Genomic DNA, 22754 nt, shown 5'->3' on the forward strand with positions numbered 1-22754 from the left:
TGGCGCGCCAACGCTCATCGGTACCCTGTCAACCCGTGGCATCCATCATCGACACCGTCGCGAACCTGGCGAAACGCCGTGGCCTGGTCTTCCAATCCGGCGAGATCTACGGCGGCACGAAGTCGGCGTGGGACTACGGGCCACTCGGGGTGGAGCTCAAGGAGAACATCAAGAAGCAGTGGTGGCGGTCCGTGGTCACCGGTCGCGACGATGTCGTCGGCCTGGACAGCGCGATCATCCTGCCGCGCCAGGTGTGGGTGGCCTCCGGCCACGTCGCGGTGTTCAACGACCCGCTGGTGGAATGCCTGAACTGCCATAAGCGGCACCGGCAGGACCACCTGCAGGAGGCGTACGCGGCCAAGAAGAATCTCGATGACCCCGATGCGGTCCCGATGACGGAGATCGTCTGCCCGGACTGCGGCACCAAGGGGCAGTGGACCGAGCCGCGTGACTTCAACATGATGCTCAAGACCTACCTCGGCCCCATCGAGTCCGAGGAGGGGCTGCACTACCTGCGGCCCGAAACCGCGCAGGGCATCTTCGTCAACTTCGCCAACGTGGTGACCACCGCACGCAAGAAGCCGCCGTTCGGCATCGGCCAGATCGGCAAGAGCTTCCGCAACGAGATCACCCCGGGCAATTTCATCTTCCGGACCCGTGAGTTCGAGCAGATGGAGATGGAGTTCTTCGTCGAGCCGTCCACCGCGCCGGAGTGGCACAAGTACTGGATCGAGACCCGGCTGAAGTGGTACACCGACCTGGGTATCGCTCCGGAGAATCTGCGGCTCTACGAGCACCCGCTGGAGAAGCTGTCGCACTACAGCGCCGGCACCACCGATATCGAGTACAAGTTCGGCTTCGCCGGCAGCCCGTGGGGTGAGCTGGAAGGTATCGCCAACCGCACCAACCACGACTTGTCCAGCCACGCAAAGGCATCCGGTGTCGATCTGTCGTACTACGACCAGGGCACCGACACCCGCTACGTGCCCTACGTGATCGAACCGGCAGCCGGCCTGACCCGTTCGCTGATGGCGTTCCTGGTCGACGCGTATCACGAGGATGAGGCCCCCAATGCCAAGGGCGGGGTGGACAAGCGCACCGTGCTCAAGCTCGATCCGCGGCTGGCCCCGGTCAAGGCGGCCGTACTTCCGTTGTCGCGCAACGCCGATCTGTCGCCGAAGGCCCGCGACCTGGCAGCCGAACTGCGGCAGTCCTGGAACATCGAGTTCGACGACGCGGGTGCGATCGGCCGGCGCTACCGCCGTCAGGACGAGATCGGCACGCCGTTCTGCATCACGCTGGACTTCGACTCACTGGAGGATCAGGCCGTCACCATCCGCGAGCGCGACGCCATGACGCAGGAGCGGGTGGCCATCTCGGAGGTGTCGAACTACCTGGCGGTCCGGCTCAAGGGCGCCTAGCGCCTCGGTTCGGAATTGCTGCTCCAGAGGCACTCCCGGCTCGCCTAGCATGGTGAGGCACTGGAGTGAAGGGGGCGATGATCAGCGTTCTGGGGGCATTTCTTACGACGTGGGATGACGCCCGCGCGACACTCGGCGCCGGAACACCGGTGGACGGATCCCGGTTCGACATGGGTGGCCGGCTCGACGAGTTGCACCGCACGGTCGCGGCGGCGACGCCCGGGTCCGCGTGGACGGGTTCGTCGGCAGAGGCGTACACCGACCGCAACCACCAACTGGCCGCCACCTTGGCCCGGCTCGCCGAACTCGATCGGCGTCTCGGCGCCGAGGTCGATCGGTCCGCCCAGGTGGTGGCCGCCGGTCGCCGGGACCTGGATGCGGTCAAGCAGTGGGTGCTCAGTGCCGCTGCCAGCGTGCCGCCGAACGCCGCGGGTGAGCGCGCCCTGATGCCGGTGGTGTCCAAAGGCGTCGCCGACGTCGCCGATATCGTGCAGCGGTCGAACAGCGATATGAGCGGTATCGCCACGCGGATCCGCGATATCGGCAACGGCTATCAGGCGCTCACCGGTCGCGAGGGCGGGTGAAGGTGGCTGACCGGTCACGATTGCCAGTGATTCTGGCGGCCTTGTTGATGATGCTGGGTGCGTTGTCGGCATGCGCGACGCATGACGCGATTCGCGACGGAGGAGATCAGAAGATGCCTGTTCCGGCAGAGACGGCCGCGAAATTCGGTGAGGTGACGTTGCCGCAAGGCGTACAGGTGCTGGGCACCGACACCGATTCAGGCCGAGACACCCGCTACCGGTTGGCGTTACAGATGACCGACACGCAGCTGCGTGAATTCCTCCCGCAGTTCCCCGAGACACCCGAGAAGTCCGAGATCCCGAAATCCACGCCGGTGATCGCCGGGCCGGCGCTGAGTTCGGCACCTGATCCGCTCTACGCCCAAGATCAGATCATCACCACCGATCACGGCACGGTCACCCGGGAGGTCATCGTCGACCAGCGGGCGCCCGACGAGGTGTACGTGCACCTCTCGCTTTACACCACCTGATCGCGCAGCGCCGCAGGCACATCCCCGCCGAGCAGATCGACGAGTGTCGCCAGCAGGCCGTCGAGTTCGACACCCACCGCGGTGATCGCCGCGTTCCCGTAACTGCCGAACAGCAGGCTGGGCTGGTCGACGGCCAGCACGGTGCTCTCGGGCCCGGCGTAGAGCAGCGTGCGCAGGGGCGCGTGCAGCATGACGCCGGGATCGTGGCGATACATCCGTTCGGCGATGGTGTGATTGCCCATCAGGTATTCGGTGGCACGCCCTGTCGATCCGGACGCGGTCATGGTGGGCGTCACGTCGATCTGTGCATATCGCAGGAAGCCGTGCGGCGCCTGGGATTTCGCTTCGGCGACCACCTCGTCCCAGGTGCCCGCCCGTGCGAAGCGCTCGTGGTCGATCACCGGGACCAGGGTCTCGTAGTGCGTGCGGGCGTCCGCGTAGCTGCCCGGCAGGCTGATCAGCAGGCGCCGGTTCAGGTACTCGACGGAGGTGCTCACCGGTCGGCCCCCGCGATGTCCAGTACCACGCGGAAGCGGGCCTGGCCGGACATCATTCGCTCGTAGGCCTGTGGGGCTTGTTCGAACGGCATGACCTCGATCATCGGGGCGATATCGTTGGCGACGCTGAATGCCAGGTTGTCCTCGTTCTCGATGGCGGAGCCGGTGAGGCTGCCGACCACATGGCGTCCACCGAAGATCAGGTCGGCGGTGTTCACCGCGATCGGGTCGGGTGCGGCGCCCACCACGACGAGTTGCCCACGTGGCCGCAAACCACTGACCAGCGGCCCCATCGATGCGCCGCTGGCCGCGGTGGCGATGATGGCGGCGGCCCCGCCGAGGGCGGTCAGTGCCGCACCGGGATCCTCGGCGGCGCTGTCGATGTAGAAGTCGGCGCCCAGTGTCTTTGCCAGGTCCGCTTTTTCGGGGCCACGGGCGATCGCGGCCACCCGGTAGCCGAGTTTGTGGGCATATTGCACGCCCAGATGACCCAGGCCGCCGATGCCTTGAACTCCAACCAGGGCGCCGGGTGCGGCGGACGTGGACCGCAAGGCGTTGAAGGTCGTCAGGCCGGCGCACAGCAGGGGAGCGGCGAGGTGGGCGTCGATCCCGTCGGGGATGCGTACCAGTCCGGTGGCGCGGGCATGGACCACCTCGGCATAGCCGCCGTCGGCGCTGGTCCCGGGTGTCGGCTGATCGAGACAGTTGACGAAATCGCCACGGCGGCAGAACTCGCATTCGTTGCATTGCCCGCCGAGGAAGCCGATGCCGACCCGGTCGCCGGGGGCCCAGGCATGTACCCCGTCGCCGACGGCGTCCACCACACCGACGATCTCGTGGCCGGGCACCACCGGCTGCTGCGGGTCGGGTCGTTGTCCCTCGACGGCCAGCACGTCGCTGTGGCAGACCCCGCAGCTGAGCACCCGAACCCGGACCTCGCCGGCGGCGGGTTCGACCACCTCGCGCTCGACGAGTGCGAACTCGCGTTGCCCGGTGACTTGGAAGGCTTTGTAGGTAGCCATGTTTCGGATTCTTCCTAGGCGGCGGGGAAGAGGGGAGCGTGCACCTGGCGGGTCAGGTCGTCGGCGAGCACTTCCGGCGCGCCGGCGACGATACCGTCGACGATCTGCCGGGCCACATCGGCCGGGTCGTTCTTCGGCACATCGAGATCTGCCGTCATATCGGTGTCGGTATAAGCCAGGTAGGCGCCGATGACGGTGGTGCCTTGCTGCTGCAGCTCCAGTCGCAGCGAGTTCGTTGCCGACCACAGCGCCGCCTTGGAGACGCCGTAGGAGCCGTAACCGGGCAGCCAGGACAGCACGGAGGCGATGTTGACGATGGTGGCCTGACGGCCGGCGAGCAGGGGGGCGAAAGCTTGGGTGACCCGCAGTGCGCCATAGAGATTGGTGTCCAGCACGGAACGGACGTCGTCGAGATCGTCCTGCAGCAGCGACGTGCCCCCGAGTACGCCGGCGTTGTTGACCACGATGGTGGCGTCGGCGGCGGTGTGCGCCAGCTGGGCGACCGACTCGGCGTCGGTGACATCGGCCTGGATCACCACCACGCGCGGATCGTCGGACGTGCCCGGGCGCCGGCTGGTCGAGTACACCTTGGCTGCCCCGGCCTCCAACAGGGCGGCGACGATCGCCTTGCCCAAGCCTTGTTGCCCGCCGGTCACCAGAGCGGTTGCGCCGGCTACCTGAGTTCCTGTCATGGTCTTCTCCTTCGCTTGTGCCCTCGTCAACGTAGCAGTGCTGAGTTGGAATTTCCAACCTAGGTAGAATGTGACGATGCGCACCGATTCGTGGATCGACAATCCCTGCCCGATCGCCCGCACCATGGCCGTCCTGGGACAGCGGTGGGCGGTGCTGATCATCCGTGAGGCGCTGCTGGGCCGGTCACGATTCTCCGAGTTCAAGGAGCGGCTCGGGATCGCCTCGGATGTCCTCAGCACCCGGTTGTCCGAGCTGGTCGACGCCGGAATCCTCCAGGTGGTCGACTATCAGGAACCGGGCGACCGCACCCGCAGCCGATATCTGCTCACCGAGGCCGGGCATGATCTGATCCCCGTCCTGGCCGCCATCGGCCAGTGGGGTCACCGTCATCTGGCCCGCGAGCACAGCAGCGCGTACCGGTTCGTCGAAGCCGAGACCGGCGAATCCGTGGCCATCGGCTTCCGCCGCCGCGACGGGAGCAAGGTGCCCACCGGCGCGGTGTCGCTGGTGGCGCCCGGCGCTTAGAAGCGGCCGCCGCCCCCGCCGAACGAACCGCCCGAGCTGCCGGACCCGCCGAACGACGTCGAGCTCCAGCCCCCGCCGACGCTGCCGCCGATCCCGCCGCGCAGGGCCCCGGACAGGATGTTGCCGATGATGATGCCGCCCAGTACGGCACCGGAATTCGAGCTGCCGCCGCCGTATCCGCTGTAGTGCCGCTGCGCGGCGGCGACATCCTGGTTGGCCAGCGACTGGGCCTGCCCGGCCAGCGACGCCGCGCCGTTGGCGTATTGGATGGCCACCGAAAGACTCCCGGCGATGTTCTCGGCCTGCTTGTCCTGGGCGGCCTGCAGCTGGCGCACCGCCTCGGCGAGTTTGGTGCGCGCCTCGGGGCCGATGCTGCCGCGGCGGGTGTCGATGAAATCCGAGACACCGCGGACCCGCGACTGCGCACTGAACAGGGCTTGGTCGTAGGCGCGGCGCAACCGTTCGGCCGTTTCGCGTTCCTCGGTCACCGCGTCCAGCAGCCGGTCCAGGTCGGCGTCGGCGGCACTGAGATCGGTGAAGGCACCCAGCGGGTCGGTGCTGCCCGTGCCCTGTGCGGCCGCCACCGCCTTTACGGCGGCGTCGCGTGCAGCGCTCAGGGCGGCGGCCTGGCTCAGATTGCCTTGGGCCAGCTGGGTACCGGCGGCGTTGATGCCGTTCTGGATATCGGCGATCGCGGCGGGCAGTGCCGCGGTGGCCCGGTTGATATCGGTGGCGGCGCTGTCGACGGCGTCGAGCAGCGTGCGTGCCTGGCCCAGTGCGGACTCGGCGGCCCGTATCGAATCCACCAGCCCGGCCTGGCTACCCACCGGCCGCGCCACCAGACTGCGTGCGTTGGTGATGTTCTGGTCGGCGAAAGCCACCCGCTGCTTGGCGGTTTCGACATTGCCGGCGACCGAGGTCAGGGCGGCATCGGCGAACTGCTGGTGCAGGCCGGCCAGGGTCTGCTCCGACGGCGCGAGGCGCGCGGTGAGGTCGACCACCTGCTGGGTCAGGGCGTCCAGCCGTTCGGGTGCGTTGATCACCAGATCACGCAGCGCAGCGAAGGCTTCGCGCTGGGTTTCCAGTTCGCGGTCGGCCTTCGCGGCGGCCACCACCACCCGGGTCAGCAGATCGCGGCGCTGCGCGGGCGTCTCGGGCACCGTGTCGTCGAGGATCTGGCGGACGTTGAAGGCCTGCGCCAGCGTCGTTTTCGCCGCTTCGACCGCGGTGACGAACGGGGTGGTGTCCTTCTCGCCGAACTCCTCGATTGCCAGCGTCAGTTCGTTGTCGCTGGTGCGTACTGCGTTGTCGACTTCCACAACGATCGAGCGGGACAGGTCGTCCAGAGTGTCCAGCGGCATGGCGGCCAGGGCATTCGGATCGGTCGGGTCGGCGCGCTGGGCGGCCGCCAGATCCGCCGCGCGGCGCTTGCGCCGACGGTGTCGTTGCCACAGCACCAGGATCACCACCGCCAATGCGATCACCGCGAGGATGGCCAGCAGGCCCACCCAGTTCATCTCCGTGTTCGAGGAGGAAGACGGAGCTGCGGAGGCGTTCGTGTCGAGCCCCTCGGCCGCGCTGACGGCCGCCTGGGCCCAGTCGCCGCCACGCAGCGCGGGCTCGATCTTGTTGCGCCGCAAACTGTTCGCCTCGGCGTTGCTGGCGGCCACACCGCCGGCCAGGAACGCATACGCCCGGTCGGTGGTGGCGACCGCCAGCAGTGCGTCGTAGGTGCCCAGGTCGCTGGCGGCCAGGGTGGCCCGGGCCCACGGCTCGGCGTCCTGGCCGGAGAAGGTGTCCACGTACACCACCCACAGCCGGACATGCCGGTCGGCGTAGAGCTTGTCGACGGCCTGGGTCACCCGATCGAGGTCCTGGCCGCTGAGCGCGTTCGCCTTGTCCACGATTTGGGTGGACAGCCGGAACGGCGGCTCGGCTCCCGCATGTGGAGCCACCAGCAGGCTGACGGACAACACCGCGAAGATCACGCTGAACAGGCGGGGGAGGCGCATGTCCGCAAATCTAGCTGGCAGACTGTCCGTTAGTGGGCACCGCGACCGATACCTATACCGACCTCGACAGGCAGCGCCTGGTGATCGAGGCACCCAAGGCTGCCGCGCTGCCCGGAACCGGCTCCGAACACCGCACCGACTTCGCCCGGGACCGGGCCCGGGTGCTGCACTGCGCCGCGCTGCGCCGCCTGGCCGACAAGACCCAGGTGGTCGGACCGCGGCAGGGCGACACCCCGCGCACCCGGCTGACCCATTCGCTGGAGGTCGCGCAGATCGGCCGCGGGATGGCCGTCGGACTGGGCTGCGACCCCGACCTGGTGGACCTGGCCGGGCTGGCTCATGACATCGGCCACCCGCCTTACGGGCACAACGGCGAGCGGGCACTCAACGAGATCGCCAAGGCGTTCGGAGGGTTCGAGGGCAATGCCCAGAACTTCCGCATCCTCACTCGGCTGGAGCCCAAAATTCTTGACGCGGGCGGCCATTCCGCGGGTTTGAACCTGACCCGCGCCGCACTGGACGCGGTGATGAAATACCCGTGGTACCGCGCCGGCGGGCGGAAGAAGTTCGGTTTCTACGATGACGATGCCGAGGCCGCGACCTGGATGCGTGCCGGCGCGCCCGCCGAACGGACCTGCCTGGAGGCCCAGGTGATGGACTGGGCCGACGATGTCGCCTACTCCGTGCACGACGTCGAAGACGGGGTCATCTCGGGCCGCATCGACCTTCGTGTGCTCGCCGACGACGACGCGGCCGACGCGCTGGCCCGCCTGGGGGCCGACGCCTTCCCGACGGTGACCCACGACGACCTGCTGGCCGCCGCGCAGCGGCTCTCGGAGATGCCGGTGGTGGCCGCGGTGGGCAAGTTCGACGGCACCTTGGCGGCGTCGGTCGGGCTCAAGAACATGACCAGTGAGCTGGTGGGAAGGTTCGCCAACGCGGCGATCAGCGAAACCCGGTCAATAGCCGGTGACGGCCCGCTGCGCCGCTATGACACCGATCTCGCGGTGCCGGCGCTGGTGCGCGCCGAGGTCGCGGTGCTCAAGATGCTGGCCCTGCAGTTCATCATGTCCGATCACCGGCATCTGCAGGTCCAGGCCGACCAGCGCACCCTGGTCGAAGAGGTCGCGCTGGTGTTGTGGGCGCAGGCACCCAGCAGCCTGGACCCGCAGTTCGCGCCCGAGTTCGCCGCCGCCGCCGACGACGGGGCACGGCTGCGGGTGGTGATCGACCAGATCGCGTCCTACACCGAGAGTCGGCTGGAGCGAGTGCACGAGGCACGTTCGCCCCGCCCTCTAGACTGACGCGATGGCTGGTCCGGTGGGCAGGAGCGAAGCGACCCGGGGTAAAGGTGCGCGCATCCCCGATCGCGATATCGCCGCCATCCGCGAACGCGTGCGCATCGAGGAGATCGTCGGCGACTATGTCCAGTTGCGCCGCGCCGGGGTGGATTCGCTCAAGGGGTTGTGCCCCTTTCACGACGAGAAGTCACCGTCGTTTCATGTGCGCCCCAACCACGGCCACTTCCACTGCTTCGGCTGCGGTGAGGGCGGCGACGTCTACGCCTTCCTGCAGAAGATCGAGCATGTCAGCTTCGTCGAGGCGGTCGAACTCCTCGCCGACAAGGTCGGCTACACCGTCACCTACACCGGTTCGTCGACCACCAATGTGCAGCGCGACCGGGGCAGCCGCAGCAGGCTGATCGCCGCCAACGCCGCCGCGCAGGAGTTCTACGCCGAGGCGCTGCAGTCCGCGGAAGCCGAACCTGCCCGCCGGTATCTGATCGAGCGCAACTTCGATGCCGACGCGGCCAAGCGGTTCGGCTGCGGTTTCGCGCCGTCGGGCTGGGACACCTTGACAAAGCACTTGCTGCGCAAGGGATTCGAATTCAAGGAGCTGGAAGCGGCCGGGCTGTCTCGCGAGGGCCGGCGCGGTCCGATGGACCGTTTTCACCGGCGGTTGTTGTGGCCTATCCGGGTGTCGTCGGGGGAGACCATCGGCTTCGGTGCGCGCCGGCTGTTCGATGACGACCACATCGAAGCCAAGTACGTCAACACCTCCGAGACGGTGCTGTACAAGAAGTCGAATGTCTTGTTCGGGCTGGATCTGGCCAAGCGGGATATCGCCAAGGGGCACCAGGCCGTCGTGGTCGAGGGCTACACCGACGTGATGGCGATGCATTTGGCCGGGGTAACCACCGCGGTGGCCGCATGTGGCACCGCCTTCGGCGACGACCACCTGTCCATGTTGCGCCGACTCATGATGGACGACAACTTCTTTCGCGGTGAGCTCATCTACGTCTTCGACGGCGACGCGGCCGGCCGGGCCGCCGCGGTGAAGGCGTTCGAGGGGGAACAGAACCTGGCCGGCCAGTCGTTCGTGGCGGTGGCCGCCGACGGGATGGATCCGTGCGATCTGCGGCTGCGCTCCGGTGACGGGGCGTTGCGCGACCTGGTGGCCCGCCGGGCCCCACTGTTCGAATTCGCCATCCGCACCGCGCTCGGCGACCACAATCTCGACAGCGCCGAGGGCCGGGTGGCGGCGCTGCGGCGCTGCGTGCCGATGGTGGCCGGGATCAAGGACCCCACCCTGCGCGACGAGTACGCCCGCCAGCTGGCCGGCTGGGTGGGCTGGGACAACGTCGCCCAGGTGCTCTCCCGGGTGCGCGAGGAGGCCGGGCGCAAGGGATCCGCCAAGGGGCGCGACGCCGGCCGGTCGCGGGGGTCCGCCGAACCGGTCCGACAGCGGCCCATGGTCACGGTCACCCGTCCCGATCCACGGGATCCGACCCTGCGCCCGCAGCGGGAGGCGCTCAAGGCGGCGCTGCAGTATCCGGGGCTGGCCGGTCCCGTCTTCGACACCCTCACCGCGGAGAGCTTCACCCATCCCGGCTATGCCGCCGTGCGCAAGGCCATCGCGGACGCGGGCGGCATGTCGGCCGGCTTGTCCGGCGCCCAGTGGATCGAGACGGTGCGCGATCTGCAGGATTCCCCCGAGGGCGCGAACCTGGTGAATGAGCTCGGTGTGGAGGCCATCCGGTTCGAGGACGACGAGAAGTTGGTCCGCTACGTCTCCGGGGTGCTCGCCCGCCTGCAGGAGGTGTCGGTGGGACGGCAGATCGCCGAGGTCAAGTCCAAGCTGCAGCGGATGTCGCCGGTGGAGCACAGCGACGAATACCACGCGTTGTTCGGTGACCTGGTGGCCATGGAGACGTATCGCCGCAGCCTGTTGGAGCAGGCCAGCGGTGACGACATGACTGCGTGAACAGACGTCGCACGCTATGGTGAGTCGACCGATGAAGCCACGAGAAAGGCACCCCGGTGAACACTTCAGCTAGGCGTGTGGTCCTGGTGGGCGCGTTTGCGGTGGCCGCCGCCGCGGCACCGCTGGTGGCATTCTCGGCCGCCGGATCCCAGAGCTCGGTGCAGGCCCAGCCTGCATGCCTGGCGTGGTTCGGGAACAAAGAGGACGGCAAGTGCCTGTCCTACTCGAACTCCGGTGGCAGCGGCGGGGGCCTCGGTTTCGGCAGCCCGGGCATCTCCGTGGGCAGCAACGGCATCAATTCCGGCCCGCTGCTCCCGGGTCAGACCTGGAACGTCCCGATGGGCTAACGCCTCTCGGCGGTCTCGTCTTCGAGAGGTTCCAGCACGGTGGTCTCCGCATCGATCGCCGTCAGCTTCACCAACGCCGGATCGGGGGATACCCGGTCGGCCAGTTTTCGCCGCCCGGCGTCCAGCACGGCCTTGGTGGCCGGATTCTCGGTGACGGCCCGGTAGGTGCCGGCGATCTGTTCGTAGCGGCGTCGACCAGCCTTGGCACCCAGTACGTAGCCGACCCCCAACACGAACACGATCCGGAACACGCGCACTCCCTCCCCGGGTCACAGCAGAACGCTCACCATCCTGCCTCACGCAGCTGAGAGTTGGTCGACGGGCGTGCGGAAACGGCTCTGACATGGCGATTCGGGTCGCACGGCCCATATGCGCTAGAGTCTGTCTTCGGTTCATTCCCCTGTAGCTCAATTGGCAGAGCTTCCGACTGTTAATCGGACGGTTGATGGTTCGAGTCCATCCGGGGGAGCCAGCAAGGCCAGCGCGAATGCGCTGGCCTTCGTGCTTTGTAGGGGTGGTCGACCGGCCTACACCAGCCGGCCCGCAGCCTTGGACGCTGCCGTGGCGACCAAGCCGTTGAGCGGGTAGAGGGCATGGGCCAGCGACGAGAGGAACGATCCCGGCGAGCCGTCGCAGATGCTGTCCCCGGGTGCGCACAGATCCAGTGACTTACCGTTGTACAGCGGTGAGATGTTCGCGGGCGGGGCCCCGAACCCGCCCAGCAGCTCGGCCGTCGGCTTACCGAACAGCACGATCCCGGCGACGTGGTTGTGCACCTCGGCGGGGATGTCCGCGGTGGTGGCATAGGCGGCCACGGCGGCGCCCTGCGAGTATCCGCCGAGCAGGAGCTTGGTGTTCGGGCAGTTCGCGGCCATCGCCTGAAGATGTGAGGTGGTGTCGTGGACACCGTCGAACATCGTGGACGGGAAGACCGCTTTATTGCCGAAATCGCCGGTGGCCGCATAGTTCACCGGGTAGACGCCGATGGATTTGCCCGGGAGTTGACCGCGCAACGTATCGATGAACGCCTGGCCCACGGTGCCGACACCAGGCGGCTCATCGCTGCCGCGGGCGAACACCACCTCGGCATCGGGGCACGGGTCCGCGGAGGCGATCGGGGCGGCACCGGTTGCCAGCGTCGCAGCGCCCACCGTGCCGACAACGACCAACGGGCCGACCAACCGGCGTAAATGACGAAAACCCATGTGGCCGATGCTACTCGCAGCGTTCGCTGCGCAGACCGGCGCGACAGGTGCCCCGCGGCGACCGGGGGAGCATCTCAGCGCTCCGTAAGCTCGTACTCATGCGGCTCTCGCGGATGATCCCGCTCGTCACCACGGTCACGCTCGTCGCCGCGTCCTGCGGCTGGAGCCCGCCGAACTCCGGCTCCACCACGTCGAGCGACTGCAAGCCCGAGGACACCCCGACCGCGGAGACGGTGGCCGCCGCGGTGCAGAAACTCGGAGATCGCTGGCATGAGACCTCGCACGGGCACACCGGCGACTGCCGGCTGCACTGGGTGGTCGTCGGCACGGGTGACAAGGCCCTGGACGCGGCCGTGCAGGTGCTGTTCTTCGACCGCAACTCGCCGCTGGGCCCGCCCACCCCGCGCCCGCGCCCGTACACGACGGTCGTACCGCTGGGGGACAAGATCGCGACGGTGCAGTATCAGTGGCTCCAGGGCGCCGACAAACCGTGCTGCCCGACCGGGATCGCCCAGGTCCGCTTCCAGATCGGCGACGACGGCAAGCTCAAGGCGCTGGATCCCATCCCGAACCCCTAGCGCGCCGAGATTGCCGTTATCGGGCGCCGCACTCGAACTTCTGCGCAATAACCGCAATCTCGCGTCAGCCGCGGTGGCTCTTCTGCTGGTACAGCTCGATCAGCCCCGCCTCGACGCGACGCAGCGGCTCGTCGGACTTGGTGGCCTGGCACATGATGATCGCGCCCTCGACGGCGGCGACGGTCATCGTCGCCAGCTGCGCGGCATCCGCGGGTGACAGGTCGGCCTCTTGCAGATGGCCGGTGAGGCGTCGCTCCCAGTCGGTGAACACCTCGCCGGCGGTATCGGCGGCCACGGAAGCCTCCGAGCGGCCGAGGGCGGCGGCCACGATCGGGCAGCCCGCGGTGAAATCGGTCGCCCGCAGCGCGTCGGTCCAGCCGGCGATGAAGCGCTGGATCACCACCACCGGATCGCCGTCGCGGGCCAACCGGTCGATCGCGGCACCGGTCACCTTGCCCGCCACCGCGGTGGCGTCGGCGATGAGTTCGGCCTTGCCGCCGGGGAAATTCAGGTACAGCGAGCGCCGGGCCGTCCCGCTCAGTTCCAGCAGCAGCGCAAGCCCGGTACCTGCGACGCCGTTGCGCCGGATGAGGTCGACGGCACTGGAGATGAGCCGATCCCGTGCCTGCATGCGCGTTTTTCCTACCTGAGGGTGATTGCGGTGTACCGATCAGTCTACTAACGTCTGTCGCCACGCGTAGACCGTTTGGTCTACATGGGGTGCGCGAGGGGGACGAAGTGGCTCATGGGGAGAGCAGGGTGTTCGGCCGGTTCAGCCGGTTCTGTGCGCGTTACGCGTGGTGGGTCATCGGGTTCTGGGTGGTTCTGGTCGGCGCGCTGAACCTCGCCATCCCGCAGCTGGAACGCACCGTCGCCGAACATTCGGCTCCGTTCATCCCCGGCAATATCGAAGCGGCGCAAACACTTCGGCACATGTCCAAGGAATTCGGCGTGCCGGCCTCGTCGGCCATCGGCAGCGTGCTGCTGGTCAACGAGAGCGGTATCGGCGCCGCGGACGAGCAGGTCTACCGCGACCTGGTGGCCGCGCTGCGGGCCGATACCGACGACGTGGCCTACGTCTTGGACGGCTACAGCAGCGACACCTTGCGCAGCATCGCGCTGAGCCCGGACGGTAAGGCGATCAACCTGGTGGTCGCCGGCACCGGAGACGTCGGATCGACCAAGGCGCATCAGAACACCGTGAATATCCGCAACACCATCGACGCCCTGGCCAAGCCGGCGGGTCTGCAGATGTACTACACCGGGCCGTCGCCCACCTTGGCCGATCTGTTCAGTGCCATGGACTTCTCGCTGCTGATCATCACCGCGGTCTCGGTGCTGCTGATCACCCTGGTCCTGCTGGCGGTGTACCGCTCGATGGTCACCGCGCTCATCCCGCTGCTCACCATCGGCATCGGCCTCGGTGTGGCACGGCCGGTGGTGTCGCTGCTGGGCGGCGCCGGCGTGCTGACCGTCTCCAACTTCACCATCGCGCTGATGACCGCGATGTTGCTCGGCGCGGCCACCGATTACGCGATCTTCATCCTGGCGGGCTACCACGAAGGCAGACGCAACGGGCTGGCCGTGCCGGACGCGTTGGGGCAAGCCGGGCAGAAGGTCTCCGGCATCCTGATCGCCTCCATGCTCACCATCGCCGCGGCCGCGACCGCGATGGCCTTCACCCAGCTCGGCATGTTCCGGGCCGCGGGGCCGCCGATCGCCATCGCGATCGTGATCGCGCTGGCCATCTCGATGACGCTGCCGTATGCGCTGCTGTCCCTCCTGGGCCGCCAGGGTTTCGCCGAACCGCGGCCGATCAACGAGCGCCGGTGGCGACGGATCGGCACGACGATGATCCGGCGTTCGGGCGCGCTGTCCGCGGCCTCGCTGGTGTTGCTGCTTGCCGCCGCCTCGGTGCTGCTCACCTTCCGGGTGAACTTCGACGAGAACGCCATGCAACTCGACCGCACCGAGAGCGCCACGGGCTACGAGAAGGCTTATGCCCATTGGGGAGTCAACGAGGTGGCGCCCGAATACCTGATCGTCTCGGCCGACCACGACATGCGCAACACCAACGATCTGGCAGCGCTGGACCGGGTCGCCGCGCGCATCGCCGGGATGCCGCAGGTGGCGTATGTCCGTGCCATGACGCGACCGACAGGCCGCCAGCTGGAGCAGACGACGGTGGGTTATCAGGCCGGTATCGTCGCCCACCGGCTCGGCGACGCCAGGGACCGGATCGGCACGGCGACCCCCGACCTGCAGCGGCTGGCCGCGGGCACCGCGACCCTTCGCGACGGCGCCGCCAGTGCCGATGCGCAGCTCCCGCAACTGGTTTCGGGGATCAAGTCCGTCACCGCGCTGGCGCACCAGGTGCTCGGCGGATATCAGGAGGCCGACTCCGCGCTGCGCACCGTCACCGACGGCCGGGTCGACGTGCCCGCGGCGCTGGCCGATCTGAACGCCTCGGTGGGCCTGCTCGACGTGGCCCTGCAGGCGATCCCGGACACAGCCCAGATCGCCGACAGTGGCCGGGTGGTCAGTTCGGCACTGGGCGCGGCGCTGACCCCGCAGCCCGGACCGGACTGTCTGCTCAACCCGGTGTGCATGCGGGCCCGGTCCAGTCTCGCCGATCTGGATGCCGTGTCCGACGGTGCCGTCACCCGCACGCTGCGTCAGGCGCAGCTGTTGGCCGCGGTACCGCAGGTGACCGTCGACAAGGTGCGCGCCGCCCAACCGGGCATCAAGAACGCCCTGGCCCGGCTGCAGGCCATGGTGGCCATGGTGCCCGGCGGTTCCCCCGAGCGGGCCAATGCCCAGCTCGCCGAACTGGTCCGCGGTGCGGATCGTCTCGACGAGGGCATGAGCCGGTTGGCCGCCGGTCTGAATCAGGTGAAGGGGGGTGTCGACCAGGTGGTGGGGCTGACCGGTCAGCTCACCGACGGACTCACCCAGGCCTCGGACTATCTGGCCGCGCTGGCCGCGCACACCTCAGCCGGGGCCGGGACCGGGTTCTATCTACCCGCACAAGGCTTCGCCGACAAGGCATTCCAGGAGGGCCAGCGCCTGTTGTTCGCGCCCGACGGCCGGACCGCGCGGATGCTCGTGGTGTGGCGGATCAACCCCTACAGTGACGCGGCGCTGAACGCCACCCGTGAACTGAGCCCGGCGGCGACCGAAGCCGCAGCCGGGACGTCACTGCAGGGCGCGCATTTCGCCACCACCGGGTTGGCCTCGTTGTCGGCGGATATGCGTGACCAGGTGTGGCGGGACTTCGCCGTCTACGGCGTGGTCGCCATCCTGGGGGTGCTGCTGGTTCTGATGGTGTTGTTGCGCAGTATCGCCGCACCGGTGTTCATGGTCGCCGTCGTGGTGCTGTCGTTCGGTGCGGCCTCGGGCATCAGCGTGCTGGTGTGGCAGCACCTGATCGGGGTGGACGTCGACTGGTCGGTGTTCCCGGTGTCGTTCATGGCGTTGATCGCCGTCGGCGCCGACTACAGCATGCTCTTCGCCGCGCGCATCCGCGAGGAGTCCGGTGACGGCATGGTCCGCGGCATCATGCGCAGCTTCGGCAGCACCGGCAGCGTCATCACCACCGCCGGAATCGTCTTCGCGCTCACCATGTTCGCGTTGATGAGCGGCCGGGTGATCAACCTGCTGCAGATCGGGTTCACCGTGGGCGTCGGTCTGCTCATCGATATCACCCTGGTGCGCACGATCATGGTGCCGGCCGCGATGTCCTTGATCGGCGACCGTATCTGGTGGCCGAGCAAACCCCGGCGGGGGTGACGCCCGGGCTGGTCAGCACTACGCGGGCTCGATGGTGCCGGAGCTGACGGCGTCCTTCGCCTGATGCTCGTCGGCGTCCGGGATGTTCTCCGGATGCAGCATCTCGGCGTACCGCAGCTGCTCGGGAATCCCGAAACCGTCCACCAGCAATTCGGCATGTGGGCGCAGTTTGCGGCAGCGGTCGTTGATGGCGCGGGTGACGGCCTTGGCGCGTTCGGTGGACAGGAAGCGGTGCTCGACGAACCACGCCTTGTCGTCCTCGATGATGCTCAGGGCGTAGAGGTCGCAGACCAGGTTGAGGATCTCGCGTGCGTCGTCATCCTCGCAGGCGTCGACGCCGGCGACGAAGGCCTCCAGTACGACCCGGTCGATATGCGCGGTGGCGGCGTGCAGCACGTGATCCTGCACCGAGTTGAACGCCTCGAACGCGCTCATCTCCTTGGCCTTGCCCTGCAGCCGGCGCGCGACAGTGGACAGGGTGTACTCCTCGCGGTCCTCGAACATCTTGACCTGGGTGCCGCGGTTGAAGAGGCTGCCCTCCTCCTCGTTGTCCTGCCGGGTGTCGAGGATGGTCTGCATGATGGTCTCGGCCGCGGTGCGCTTGAGCACCCGCTCGCCGGCGAAGTTGGCGGCGAAGCGCACCCATTCCACCGGGCTCATACCCTTGATGTCGTCGGCGTAGGCGGTCAGCAGCTCCTTGGCCACCAGCTGGGTGAGCACGTGGTTGTCACCCTCGAACGTGGTGAACACGTCGATGTCACCGCGCAGCGCGATCAACCGGTTCTCGGCCAGGTAGCCCGCGCCGCCGCAGGCTTCGCGCGCCTCCTGGATCGCCCGGCTGGCGTGCCAGGTGTTCGCGGCCTTCAGCCCCGCCGCCCGCGCTTCGACCTCGCGCTGGTCCTCGGCGTCGGGAAAGTCCGAGGACTGGATTTCGTGCAGCTTGGCCACCAGCTCGTTCTGCGCGAACTGCAGGGCGTAGGACCGCGCGATCAGGGGAAACAGCCGGCGCTGGTGCACCAGGTAATCCATGATGAGCACTTCGTCATCGGCATCGGGTGCGCTGAACTGCTTGCGCTGCAACGCATACCGGGTCGCGATATCCAGCGCCACCCGGCCTGCCGCGGCGGCGCTGCCGCCGACGGTGACCCGGCCGCGGATCAGGGTGCCCAGCATGGTGAAGAACCGCCGCCCGGGGTTCTCGATGGGTGAGGAGTAGGTACCGTCTTCGGCGACGTCGGCGTACTTGTTGAGCAGATTCTCCCGAGGGACGCGGACATGGTCGAACTGGATGCGACCGTTGTCCACGCCGGGCAGACCGCCCTTGTAGTGACAGTCCGAGGTGGTGACACCGGGCAGATCGTTGCCCTCCTCGTCGCGCAGCGGCACCACGAAGCAGTGCACACCGTGGCCTTCACCCTGGGTGATCAACTGCGCGAAAACCGCGGCCACCCGCGCGGTTTGGGCCGCACCGCCGATGTAGTCCTTGCGGGCGCTCGGGGTGGGGGAGTCGATGACGAACTCTTTGGTCGCCGGGTCATAGGTGGCGGTGGTCTCCAGCGACTGCACATCGCTGCCGTGGCCCGTCTCGGTCATGGCGAAACAGCCGAGCAGATCCAGGCTGATGATGTCGCGGACATACGCCTTGTGATGGCGTTCGGTGCCCAGGTTCTCGATCGCGCCGCCGAACAGCCCCCACTGCACACCCGCTTTGACCATCAGCGAAAGGTCGCTCATGGCGAGCATCTCGATCCGGGTGACGGCCGCGCCGACATCTCCCGTGCCGCCGTGCTCCTTGCGGAAGCCGTCCTCCGCGGCGCCCGCGGCGGCCATGATCTTGAGCTGTTCGCCGACCTTGGTGCGGGCGATCACGGTGTTCGGGGTGTAATGCGGCTTGAAGATCTCACCGGACAGCTCGGTCCGCACGGCGTTCTTCACGTCGCGCCAGCGTCCGTCGAGGGTGTTGCGCAGATGTTCCGCGGTGGTGGTCATACCCGAACTTAGCCCGTGGAAGCGGTCCGCAAACGTGACTCTGGCAACGCCGAGGTCGAACTGTGCACGACGGCGATCACACCCACGCGGCGGCCCGCCGCGTGCAGCAACATTCGGCGCGATGTCGGCTCGTGGCGCCTGTGGTTATCTGTTGGCGTGAAGCTATTGGCGGTGGTGCTGTCGGCGCTTCTGGTGATGGCGGGTTGTGCGGCCCCGCCGGCGCCCACCTCCCAGCTGGAGTTTCTCGGCAAGGTCGAATTGGCGCACGGTCTGCTGTTCGCCGATACGACGGTGGGCGGTCTCTCCGGCATCACCTACGACGCCGGCCGCGACCAGTATTACGTGATCAGCGACGATCGGTCCGCGAAGAGCCCGGCCCGGTTCTACACCATGAGCATCGCCCTCTCGGGCAGCAATCTGGCCCGCGTCGACCTGCGGGGTACCACGCCACTGCTCAACACCGACGGTCAGCGGTTCGCGCCGAAGTCGGCCACCACCGTGCCTCCGGATCCCGAGGGAATCGCCTTCGATTCCCGCCGCCAGCAGTTGTACTGGTCCAGCGAGGGGGAGCGGATCGTGAAACCGGACACTCCGCCGGTGCTGCTCGATCCCTGGGTGCGGACGGCGGCGCTCGATGGCGCATTCCGCGGCCAGTTCGCCCTGCCCCCGGAATTGCACATGTCCGCCGCCGATATGGGGCCGCGGAAGAATCAGGCGCTGGAGGGACTCACGCTGGCGCCCGACGGGACCGCACTGTGGGCGGGTATGGAGGACCCCGGTTTCAACGACGGACCGGTGCCCACCGCCGAGCAGGGCGCGTTGACCAGGATCACCCGGCTCGATCCGGTGACGCGGCAGCCGACGGGGCAGTATGCCTACCCGCTGGATCCGGTCAGCTCGGGGGCCGGCGGCGGTAACGGGTTGTCGGATCTGGTGGCGCTCAACGCCGAGGACTTCCTGGTCATCGAGCGTGGGCACGGCACCAAGACCTCGGTGCACATCTACCGGGCGAGCATCGCCGGGGCGGACGACATTCTGGGCCGGCCGTCGTCGGCGGGGGCGGCACCCATGCGCAAGACCCTGGTGGCCGACTTGTCTGCGACGGTGCATTCGGTGGACAACGTCGAGGGAATCACCTTAGGGCCCAAGCTGTCCGACGGTCGTCAATCGGTGGTCATGGTCACCGATGACAACTTCTCGCCCGATCAGGTGACGCAGCTGCTGGCGTTCGCGCTCTGAGCGTCAGCTGTGCGACGGCGCGCGAAGTGCCGCACCTTCACCCGGGTGGGCGATGGCGAGCAGAGCGTGGGCGGGTTCGTCGTCGACCAGCAGCCAGCGGTGGGGCAGGTCGGCGGGGTGACTCACCAGATCCCCGGGTTCGAGTCGAACGGTCGGATGCCCGGAGATCTCGACGTCGAGCACACCGCTGATGAGATAGACGGCCAGTTCACCGGGAAGCTCGAACCATTCGGAGATGTACTGGCCAGGTTCGATGCGGTAGTCGATGACCTCCAACGGGTTTCCCGGCTGCATCACCAGCGCCCTGCCCGCGGCCGCGTCGGCCCGGTTGGCCACCGGAATGGATCGGCCCTCACCGGCCCGGATCACCGAGACGCGGGACGCCGGAGGCGCGGGCAGTAGCGCTCCCGGCAGGACATCGAGGGCATCCGCGAGCCGATAGGTGGTGATCATCGACGGTGCGCTGACGCCGCGCTCGATCTGGCTCAGGAAGGGTTGACTGACGCCCGAGCGGCGGGCCAGCTCGCGCATTGATAAGCCTGACTTCTCGCGCAGGCCTTTCACGGTGGCGCCGATCATGGCATTGAGCGCGCCTTCGTCAGGCTGTGTCATCCGCGGATTCCTCACATGTTCGTAACCTCAGCTGAACGTCTATGACATTCAAAATCGCCATATTGATCGCTAGCAACAATCAATATGGCGTGCGGAGAGTCGAAGCTCGATCGCACTCCCAGACCTCAGGAGTGTATCGATGGCTATCGACCTGGAACGGACTGTAACCCAGGCCGGGGTGGGTGTGATTGGTAAAGGCAGTCGTGTGATCGAGCGGCACGGCATCGACCGGATCCCGGATACCGAACGCCGGGGCACACCGCGCCAGGTCGGCCTGATGTGGAGCGGTGTCGTACTCAACGTCCAGGTGGTGGTCTACGGCGCGCTGCTGGTCACCTTCGGCCTCAATATCTGGCAATGTGTCGCCGCGATCGTGATCGGCAACCTCACCTGGATCGTCGCCGGGCTGTGCAGCCTGGCCGGGCCGGCGGCCGGAACCACCACCTTCACCGTCAATCGAGTTCCCTTCGGGCGGCTCGGCAACCGTCCGCTGGCCTTCTTCAACTGGGTCATGCAACTCGGATACGAAGTGCTCGACCTCGTGCTGATGACCCTCGCGGTGACCGCGTTGTTCGGTCTGGGCGGCATCACCCTGTCGAATTCGGCAACCGTCACGATCGTGTTGGTACTGGCGGTGATTCAGAGTGTGCTGCCGATCGTCGGGCATGCCGCGATCACCCGGGTGCTACATACGCTGATCGTCCCGTTCGGTGCGCTCTTCCTCATGCTGGCCTGGCTCACCGCCGGCAGGCTTCACCTGCAGGTCACTCCGCCCGCGGACTGGGCGGTCTTCCTCGGCGGTATCGCGCTGGCGGCCAGCGGTTCCGGTCTGGGCTGGTCACCCAACGCCGCGGACTACTCGCGGTACCTGCCCGCCGCGGTGTCCCGGCGTGGGCTGGTCGGGTGGGTGTTGGTCGGCGGTGGGGTGCCGCAATCGCTGTTGATGCTGCTCGGGGTCGCGGTCGCCAGTGTCGTCCCCTCGGCCACCGATCCGGTCGGCGGCCTGCCCACCGCGTACCCCGTCTGGTTCGTGATCCCGTACCTGGTCCTGCTCGTCGTCCAGATGATCGCGCTCAACGCGGTGGACCTCTACTCCTCCGGAGTTACACTGCAGGCCATCGGGATTCGTGTCAGCCGGTGGCAGGCGGTGGCACTCGACGGAGTCATCTGTGCCGTCGTGGGTCTGTTGGTCGTGTTGTCCGGATCGTTCATGGCCTTCGTGAGCAATTTCCTGCTCTTCATGATCGTGTGGTTGGCGCCGTGGGCCGGCGTGTTCGTCGTCGACCACCTGCTGCGCAAGGGACGCTATGACCCCGTCGTCCTCGAGGGCGGCGGACGGGCATTCGCCCCGGCGGGAGTCGCGGCGCAGGCCGCGGGCATGATCGCCGCCCTGCTGTGGATCAACACCACCGTCTTCGTCGGGCCGCTGGCGAGCGTCGCCGGTGGTGCGGACCTGAGCGCGCCGGCCGGCTTCGGCGTGGCCGCCCTGACCTACCTCTTGCTCGCCCGGCGCGACGCCACCCGTTGAAAGGAACGCATCCCATGACCATTCCCCTCATCGATCTGCAGATCTGGCGCGCCGGATCTGCATCGGAACGCGCGGCACTCGCCCGGCAAGTGGACGAGGCGCTGCAGGACTCGGGCTTCCTGATGCTCGCCGGCCACGGAGTGAGTGCCGTTCTGCGCGAGAACATCCGGTCGGCAGCGCGCCGCTTCTTCGCCCTTCCTCAGGACGTCAAGGCCCGGTACGCCACCGCGGTAGGGGGTCGTGGCTGGGTGGGGCCGGGCCGGGAGGCCAACGGGTTCTACGGCGAGGATGTCGACGGTACCCGGCCGGACCTCAAGGAGAGCTACACCATGGGCCGCGATTTCCGCACCGGTGACCCCAGTATCGACCAGATGTGGTTCGCCGAAAATGTCTGGCCGGCCGAAGTTCCGGAGCTGCGCAACCTGTGCGACCGATACGCGGCCGCGGTCCGCGACGTCTATGGCGACACCTTGGGATTACTCGCCTCGGCGGTGGGCCTGGAACCGGACTGGTTCGTCGCCCAGACCCGCAACTCGCCACACACGTTCAACATCAACCGTTATCCGCCGTTGGTTGAGACGGGGGCGCCCGCGCCGGGGCAATATCGCATTGCCCCGCACACGGATTGGGGTGTGCTGACCATCCTGGACCGGCAGGCGGGGTACGGCGGCCTGGAGGTGCAGAACACCGACGGTACTTGGCTGCCCGCCCCTTACGTGCCCGGCGCCTTCACGGTGAACATCGGTGATCTGATGGCGCGGTGGACGGGGGACCGCTGGCGCTCCACCCGGCACCGGGTGCTGCCACCGGCCGCCGACGCGCCGGGGGAGGAGTTGATCTCACTGATCATGTTCCTCGAAGCGGACGCCGACGCCGTCATCCGGACGTTGCCCGCCCCGGTCGGCTCGGTCACCCATCCCGACGTCGTCGCGGGCGCGTACCTCGACGAACGGGCCGCGGCAGCCACCGTCAGCTGATA

Annotated in this window: 21 protein-coding genes and 1 tRNA gene; 13 read left to right on the forward strand and 9 right to left on the reverse strand. The window is 67.8% G+C overall.

Annotated elements, in window-relative coordinates; translation table 11 throughout:
* The first annotated feature begins 35 nt into the window (after positions 1-35).
* The 3 genes from FHU31_RS20655 (at position 36) to FHU31_RS20665 (ending at position 2475) form a co-directional block, all read left to right on the forward strand.
* Positions 36-1421, forward strand: a complete 1386-nt coding sequence (locus FHU31_RS20655) for a glycine--tRNA ligase (protein WP_167162001.1) — start codon at positions 36-38, stop codon at positions 1419-1421.
* A 77-nt stretch (positions 1422-1498) separates the two neighbouring features.
* A complete protein-coding gene (locus FHU31_RS20660; protein WP_208411122.1) occupies positions 1499-2005 on the forward strand; it encodes an EspA/EspE family type VII secretion system effector in 507 nt (168 codons plus the stop codon).
* Between the two features lie 113 nt (positions 2006-2118).
* Positions 2119-2475, forward strand: a complete 357-nt coding sequence (locus FHU31_RS20665) for a hypothetical protein (protein ID WP_234901538.1) — start codon at positions 2119-2121, stop codon at positions 2473-2475.
* Here FHU31_RS20665 and FHU31_RS20670 read toward each other — a convergent pair.
* Genes FHU31_RS20670 through FHU31_RS20680 form a run of 3 tightly spaced genes read right to left on the reverse strand, consistent with a single transcriptional unit; the run spans position 2463 to position 4686 of the window.
* Positions 2463-2972, reverse strand: a complete 510-nt coding sequence (locus FHU31_RS20670) for a DUF302 domain-containing protein (protein ID WP_263987770.1) — start codon at positions 2970-2972, stop codon at positions 2463-2465. The genes FHU31_RS20665 and FHU31_RS20670 overlap by 13 nt on opposite strands.
* On the reverse strand, positions 2969-3994 hold the full coding sequence (locus FHU31_RS20675) for an alcohol dehydrogenase catalytic domain-containing protein (protein ID WP_167162003.1): 1026 nt from the start codon (positions 3992-3994) through the stop codon (positions 2969-2971). Before FHU31_RS20675 ends, FHU31_RS20670 begins: the two co-directional genes overlap by 4 nt.
* 14 nt (positions 3995-4008) lie before the next feature.
* Positions 4009-4686, reverse strand: coding sequence for an SDR family oxidoreductase (locus tag FHU31_RS20680; RefSeq protein WP_167162005.1), 678 nt, complete (start codon positions 4684-4686; stop codon positions 4009-4011).
* 76 nt (positions 4687-4762) lie between these two features.
* On the opposite strand from FHU31_RS20680, the gene FHU31_RS20685 reads away from it, so the two are divergent.
* Positions 4763-5212, forward strand: a complete 450-nt coding sequence (locus tag FHU31_RS20685) for a winged helix-turn-helix transcriptional regulator (RefSeq protein WP_167162007.1) — start codon at positions 4763-4765, stop codon at positions 5210-5212.
* On the opposite strand, the gene FHU31_RS20690 is transcribed toward FHU31_RS20685, so the two are convergent.
* Positions 5209-7224: a TPM domain-containing protein gene (locus tag FHU31_RS20690; protein ID WP_167162009.1), complete on the reverse strand. Its 2016-nt coding sequence runs from the start codon at positions 7222-7224 to the stop codon at positions 5209-5211. The genes FHU31_RS20685 and FHU31_RS20690 overlap by 4 nt on opposite strands.
* 32 nt (positions 7225-7256) lie before the next feature.
* Here FHU31_RS20690 and FHU31_RS20695 point away from each other — a divergent pair, with 32 nt between their 5' ends.
* Genes FHU31_RS20695 through FHU31_RS20705 form a run of 3 tightly spaced genes read left to right on the forward strand, consistent with a single transcriptional unit; the run spans position 7257 to position 10835 of the window.
* Positions 7257-8528 (forward strand): deoxyguanosinetriphosphate triphosphohydrolase, encoded by a 1272-nt coding sequence (locus FHU31_RS20695; protein ID WP_167162011.1) that lies wholly within the window; start codon positions 7257-7259, stop codon positions 8526-8528.
* Between the two features lie 4 nt (positions 8529-8532).
* A complete protein-coding gene (gene dnaG, locus FHU31_RS20700) occupies positions 8533-10488 on the forward strand; it encodes a DNA primase (RefSeq protein ID WP_167162013.1) in 1956 nt (651 codons plus the stop codon).
* Positions 10489-10544: 56 nt separating this feature from the next.
* Positions 10545-10835, forward strand: a complete 291-nt coding sequence (locus FHU31_RS20705; protein ID WP_167162015.1) for a DUF7155 family protein — start codon at positions 10545-10547, stop codon at positions 10833-10835.
* Here FHU31_RS20705 and FHU31_RS20710 read toward each other — a convergent pair.
* Positions 10832-11086, reverse strand: coding sequence for a hypothetical protein (locus FHU31_RS20710; RefSeq protein WP_090353981.1), 255 nt, complete (start codon positions 11084-11086; stop codon positions 10832-10834). The two genes, FHU31_RS20705 and FHU31_RS20710, sit on opposite strands and share 4 nt — an antisense overlap.
* A 145-nt stretch (positions 11087-11231) precedes the next feature.
* Here FHU31_RS20710 and FHU31_RS20715 point away from each other — a divergent pair.
* Positions 11232-11307: transfer RNA gene (locus FHU31_RS20715), tRNA-Asn, on the forward strand.
* Between the two features lie 55 nt (positions 11308-11362).
* On the opposite strand, the gene FHU31_RS20720 is transcribed toward FHU31_RS20715, so the two are convergent.
* Positions 11363-12040 carry a cutinase family protein gene (locus FHU31_RS20720; RefSeq protein WP_167162017.1) on the reverse strand — a complete coding sequence of 226 codons (678 nt, stop codon included), beginning with the start codon at positions 12038-12040 and terminating at the stop codon, positions 11363-11365.
* 98 nt (positions 12041-12138) lie between these two features.
* Between FHU31_RS20720 and FHU31_RS20725 the strand changes: the two genes are divergently transcribed.
* On the forward strand, positions 12139-12618 hold the full coding sequence (locus FHU31_RS20725) for an LppP/LprE family lipoprotein (RefSeq protein WP_167162019.1): 480 nt from the start codon (positions 12139-12141) through the stop codon (positions 12616-12618).
* A gap of 64 nt (positions 12619-12682) precedes the next feature.
* Here the strand turns inward: FHU31_RS20725 and FHU31_RS20730 are convergent, their stop codons facing one another.
* The gene (locus tag FHU31_RS20730) at positions 12683-13249 is read right to left on the reverse strand and encodes a TetR/AcrR family transcriptional regulator (protein WP_167162021.1); all 567 of its coding nucleotides are present in this window, start codon (positions 13247-13249) and stop codon (positions 12683-12685) included.
* A gap of 107 nt (positions 13250-13356) precedes the next feature.
* Between FHU31_RS20730 and FHU31_RS20735 the strand changes: the two genes are divergently transcribed.
* Positions 13357-16407 carry an MMPL family transporter gene (locus tag FHU31_RS20735; protein ID WP_167162914.1) on the forward strand — a complete coding sequence of 1017 codons (3051 nt, stop codon included), beginning with the start codon at positions 13357-13359 and terminating at the stop codon, positions 16405-16407.
* 18 nt (positions 16408-16425) lie between these two features.
* On the opposite strand, the gene FHU31_RS20740 is transcribed toward FHU31_RS20735, so the two are convergent.
* Positions 16426-18396, reverse strand: coding sequence for an acyl-CoA dehydrogenase family protein (locus FHU31_RS20740; RefSeq protein ID WP_167162023.1), 1971 nt, complete (start codon positions 18394-18396; stop codon positions 16426-16428).
* Positions 18397-18552: 156 nt separating this feature from the next.
* Between FHU31_RS20740 and FHU31_RS20745 the strand changes: the two genes are divergently transcribed.
* Positions 18553-19635, forward strand: a complete 1083-nt coding sequence (locus FHU31_RS20745) for an esterase-like activity of phytase family protein (protein ID WP_263987769.1) — start codon at positions 18553-18555, stop codon at positions 19633-19635.
* Positions 19636-19638: 3 nt separating this feature from the next.
* Here the strand turns inward: FHU31_RS20745 and FHU31_RS20750 are convergent, their stop codons facing one another.
* Positions 19639-20247, reverse strand: coding sequence for a type II toxin-antitoxin system RelB family anti-toxin (locus FHU31_RS20750; protein ID WP_167162025.1), 609 nt, complete (start codon positions 20245-20247; stop codon positions 19639-19641).
* A 139-nt stretch (positions 20248-20386) separates the two neighbouring features.
* On the opposite strand from FHU31_RS20750, the gene FHU31_RS20755 reads away from it, so the two are divergent.
* On the forward strand, positions 20387-21775 hold the full coding sequence (locus tag FHU31_RS20755; RefSeq protein WP_167162027.1) for a purine-cytosine permease family protein: 1389 nt from the start codon (positions 20387-20389) through the stop codon (positions 21773-21775).
* Between the two features lie 14 nt (positions 21776-21789).
* Positions 21790-22752, forward strand: coding sequence for an isopenicillin N synthase family dioxygenase (locus FHU31_RS20760; RefSeq protein ID WP_167162029.1), 963 nt, complete (start codon positions 21790-21792; stop codon positions 22750-22752).
* Positions 22753-22754 lie beyond the last annotated feature (2 nt).

Origin of the sequence: Mycolicibacterium fluoranthenivorans, from assembly GCF_011758805.1 — a bacterium.
Classification (GTDB): Bacteria; Actinomycetota; Actinomycetes; order Mycobacteriales; family Mycobacteriaceae; genus Mycobacterium; species Mycobacterium fluoranthenivorans.

Bases quoted from the DNA above. Each gene is read 5' to 3' on its own strand.
- FHU31_RS20660 (WP_208411122.1), top strand. From the start codon at position 1,499: ATGATCAGCGTTCTGGGGGCATTTCTTACGACGTGGGATGACGCCCGC.
- FHU31_RS20665 (WP_234901538.1), top strand. From the start codon at position 2,119: ATGCCTGTTCCGGCAGAGACGGCCGCGAAATTCGGTGAGGTGACGTTG.
- FHU31_RS20675 (WP_167162003.1), bottom strand. From the start codon at position 3,994: ATGGCTACCTACAAAGCCTTCCAAGTCACCGGGCAACGCGAGTTCGCA.
- FHU31_RS20680 (WP_167162005.1), bottom strand. From the start codon at position 4,686: ATGACAGGAACTCAGGTAGCCGGCGCAACCGCTCTGGTGACCGGCGGG.
- FHU31_RS20685 (WP_167162007.1), top strand. From the start codon at position 4,763: ATGCGCACCGATTCGTGGATCGACAATCCCTGCCCGATCGCCCGCACC.
- FHU31_RS20690 (WP_167162009.1), bottom strand. From the start codon at position 7,224: ATGCGCCTCCCCCGCCTGTTCAGCGTGATCTTCGCGGTGTTGTCCGTC.
- dnaG (WP_167162013.1), top strand. From the start codon at position 8,533: ATGGCTGGTCCGGTGGGCAGGAGCGAAGCGACCCGGGGTAAAGGTGCG.
- FHU31_RS20720 (WP_167162017.1), bottom strand. From the start codon at position 12,040: ATGGGTTTTCGTCATTTACGCCGGTTGGTCGGCCCGTTGGTCGTTGTC.
- FHU31_RS20725 (WP_167162019.1), top strand. From the start codon at position 12,139: ATGCGGCTCTCGCGGATGATCCCGCTCGTCACCACGGTCACGCTCGTC.
- FHU31_RS20730 (WP_167162021.1), bottom strand. From the start codon at position 13,249: ATGCAGGCACGGGATCGGCTCATCTCCAGTGCCGTCGACCTCATCCGG.
- FHU31_RS20740 (WP_167162023.1), bottom strand. From the start codon at position 18,396: ATGACCACCACCGCGGAACATCTGCGCAACACCCTCGACGGACGCTGG.
- FHU31_RS20750 (WP_167162025.1), bottom strand. From the start codon at position 20,247: ATGACACAGCCTGACGAAGGCGCGCTCAATGCCATGATCGGCGCCACC.
- FHU31_RS20755 (WP_167162027.1), top strand. From the start codon at position 20,387: ATGGCTATCGACCTGGAACGGACTGTAACCCAGGCCGGGGTGGGTGTG.
- FHU31_RS20760 (WP_167162029.1), top strand. From the start codon at position 21,790: ATGACCATTCCCCTCATCGATCTGCAGATCTGGCGCGCCGGATCTGCA.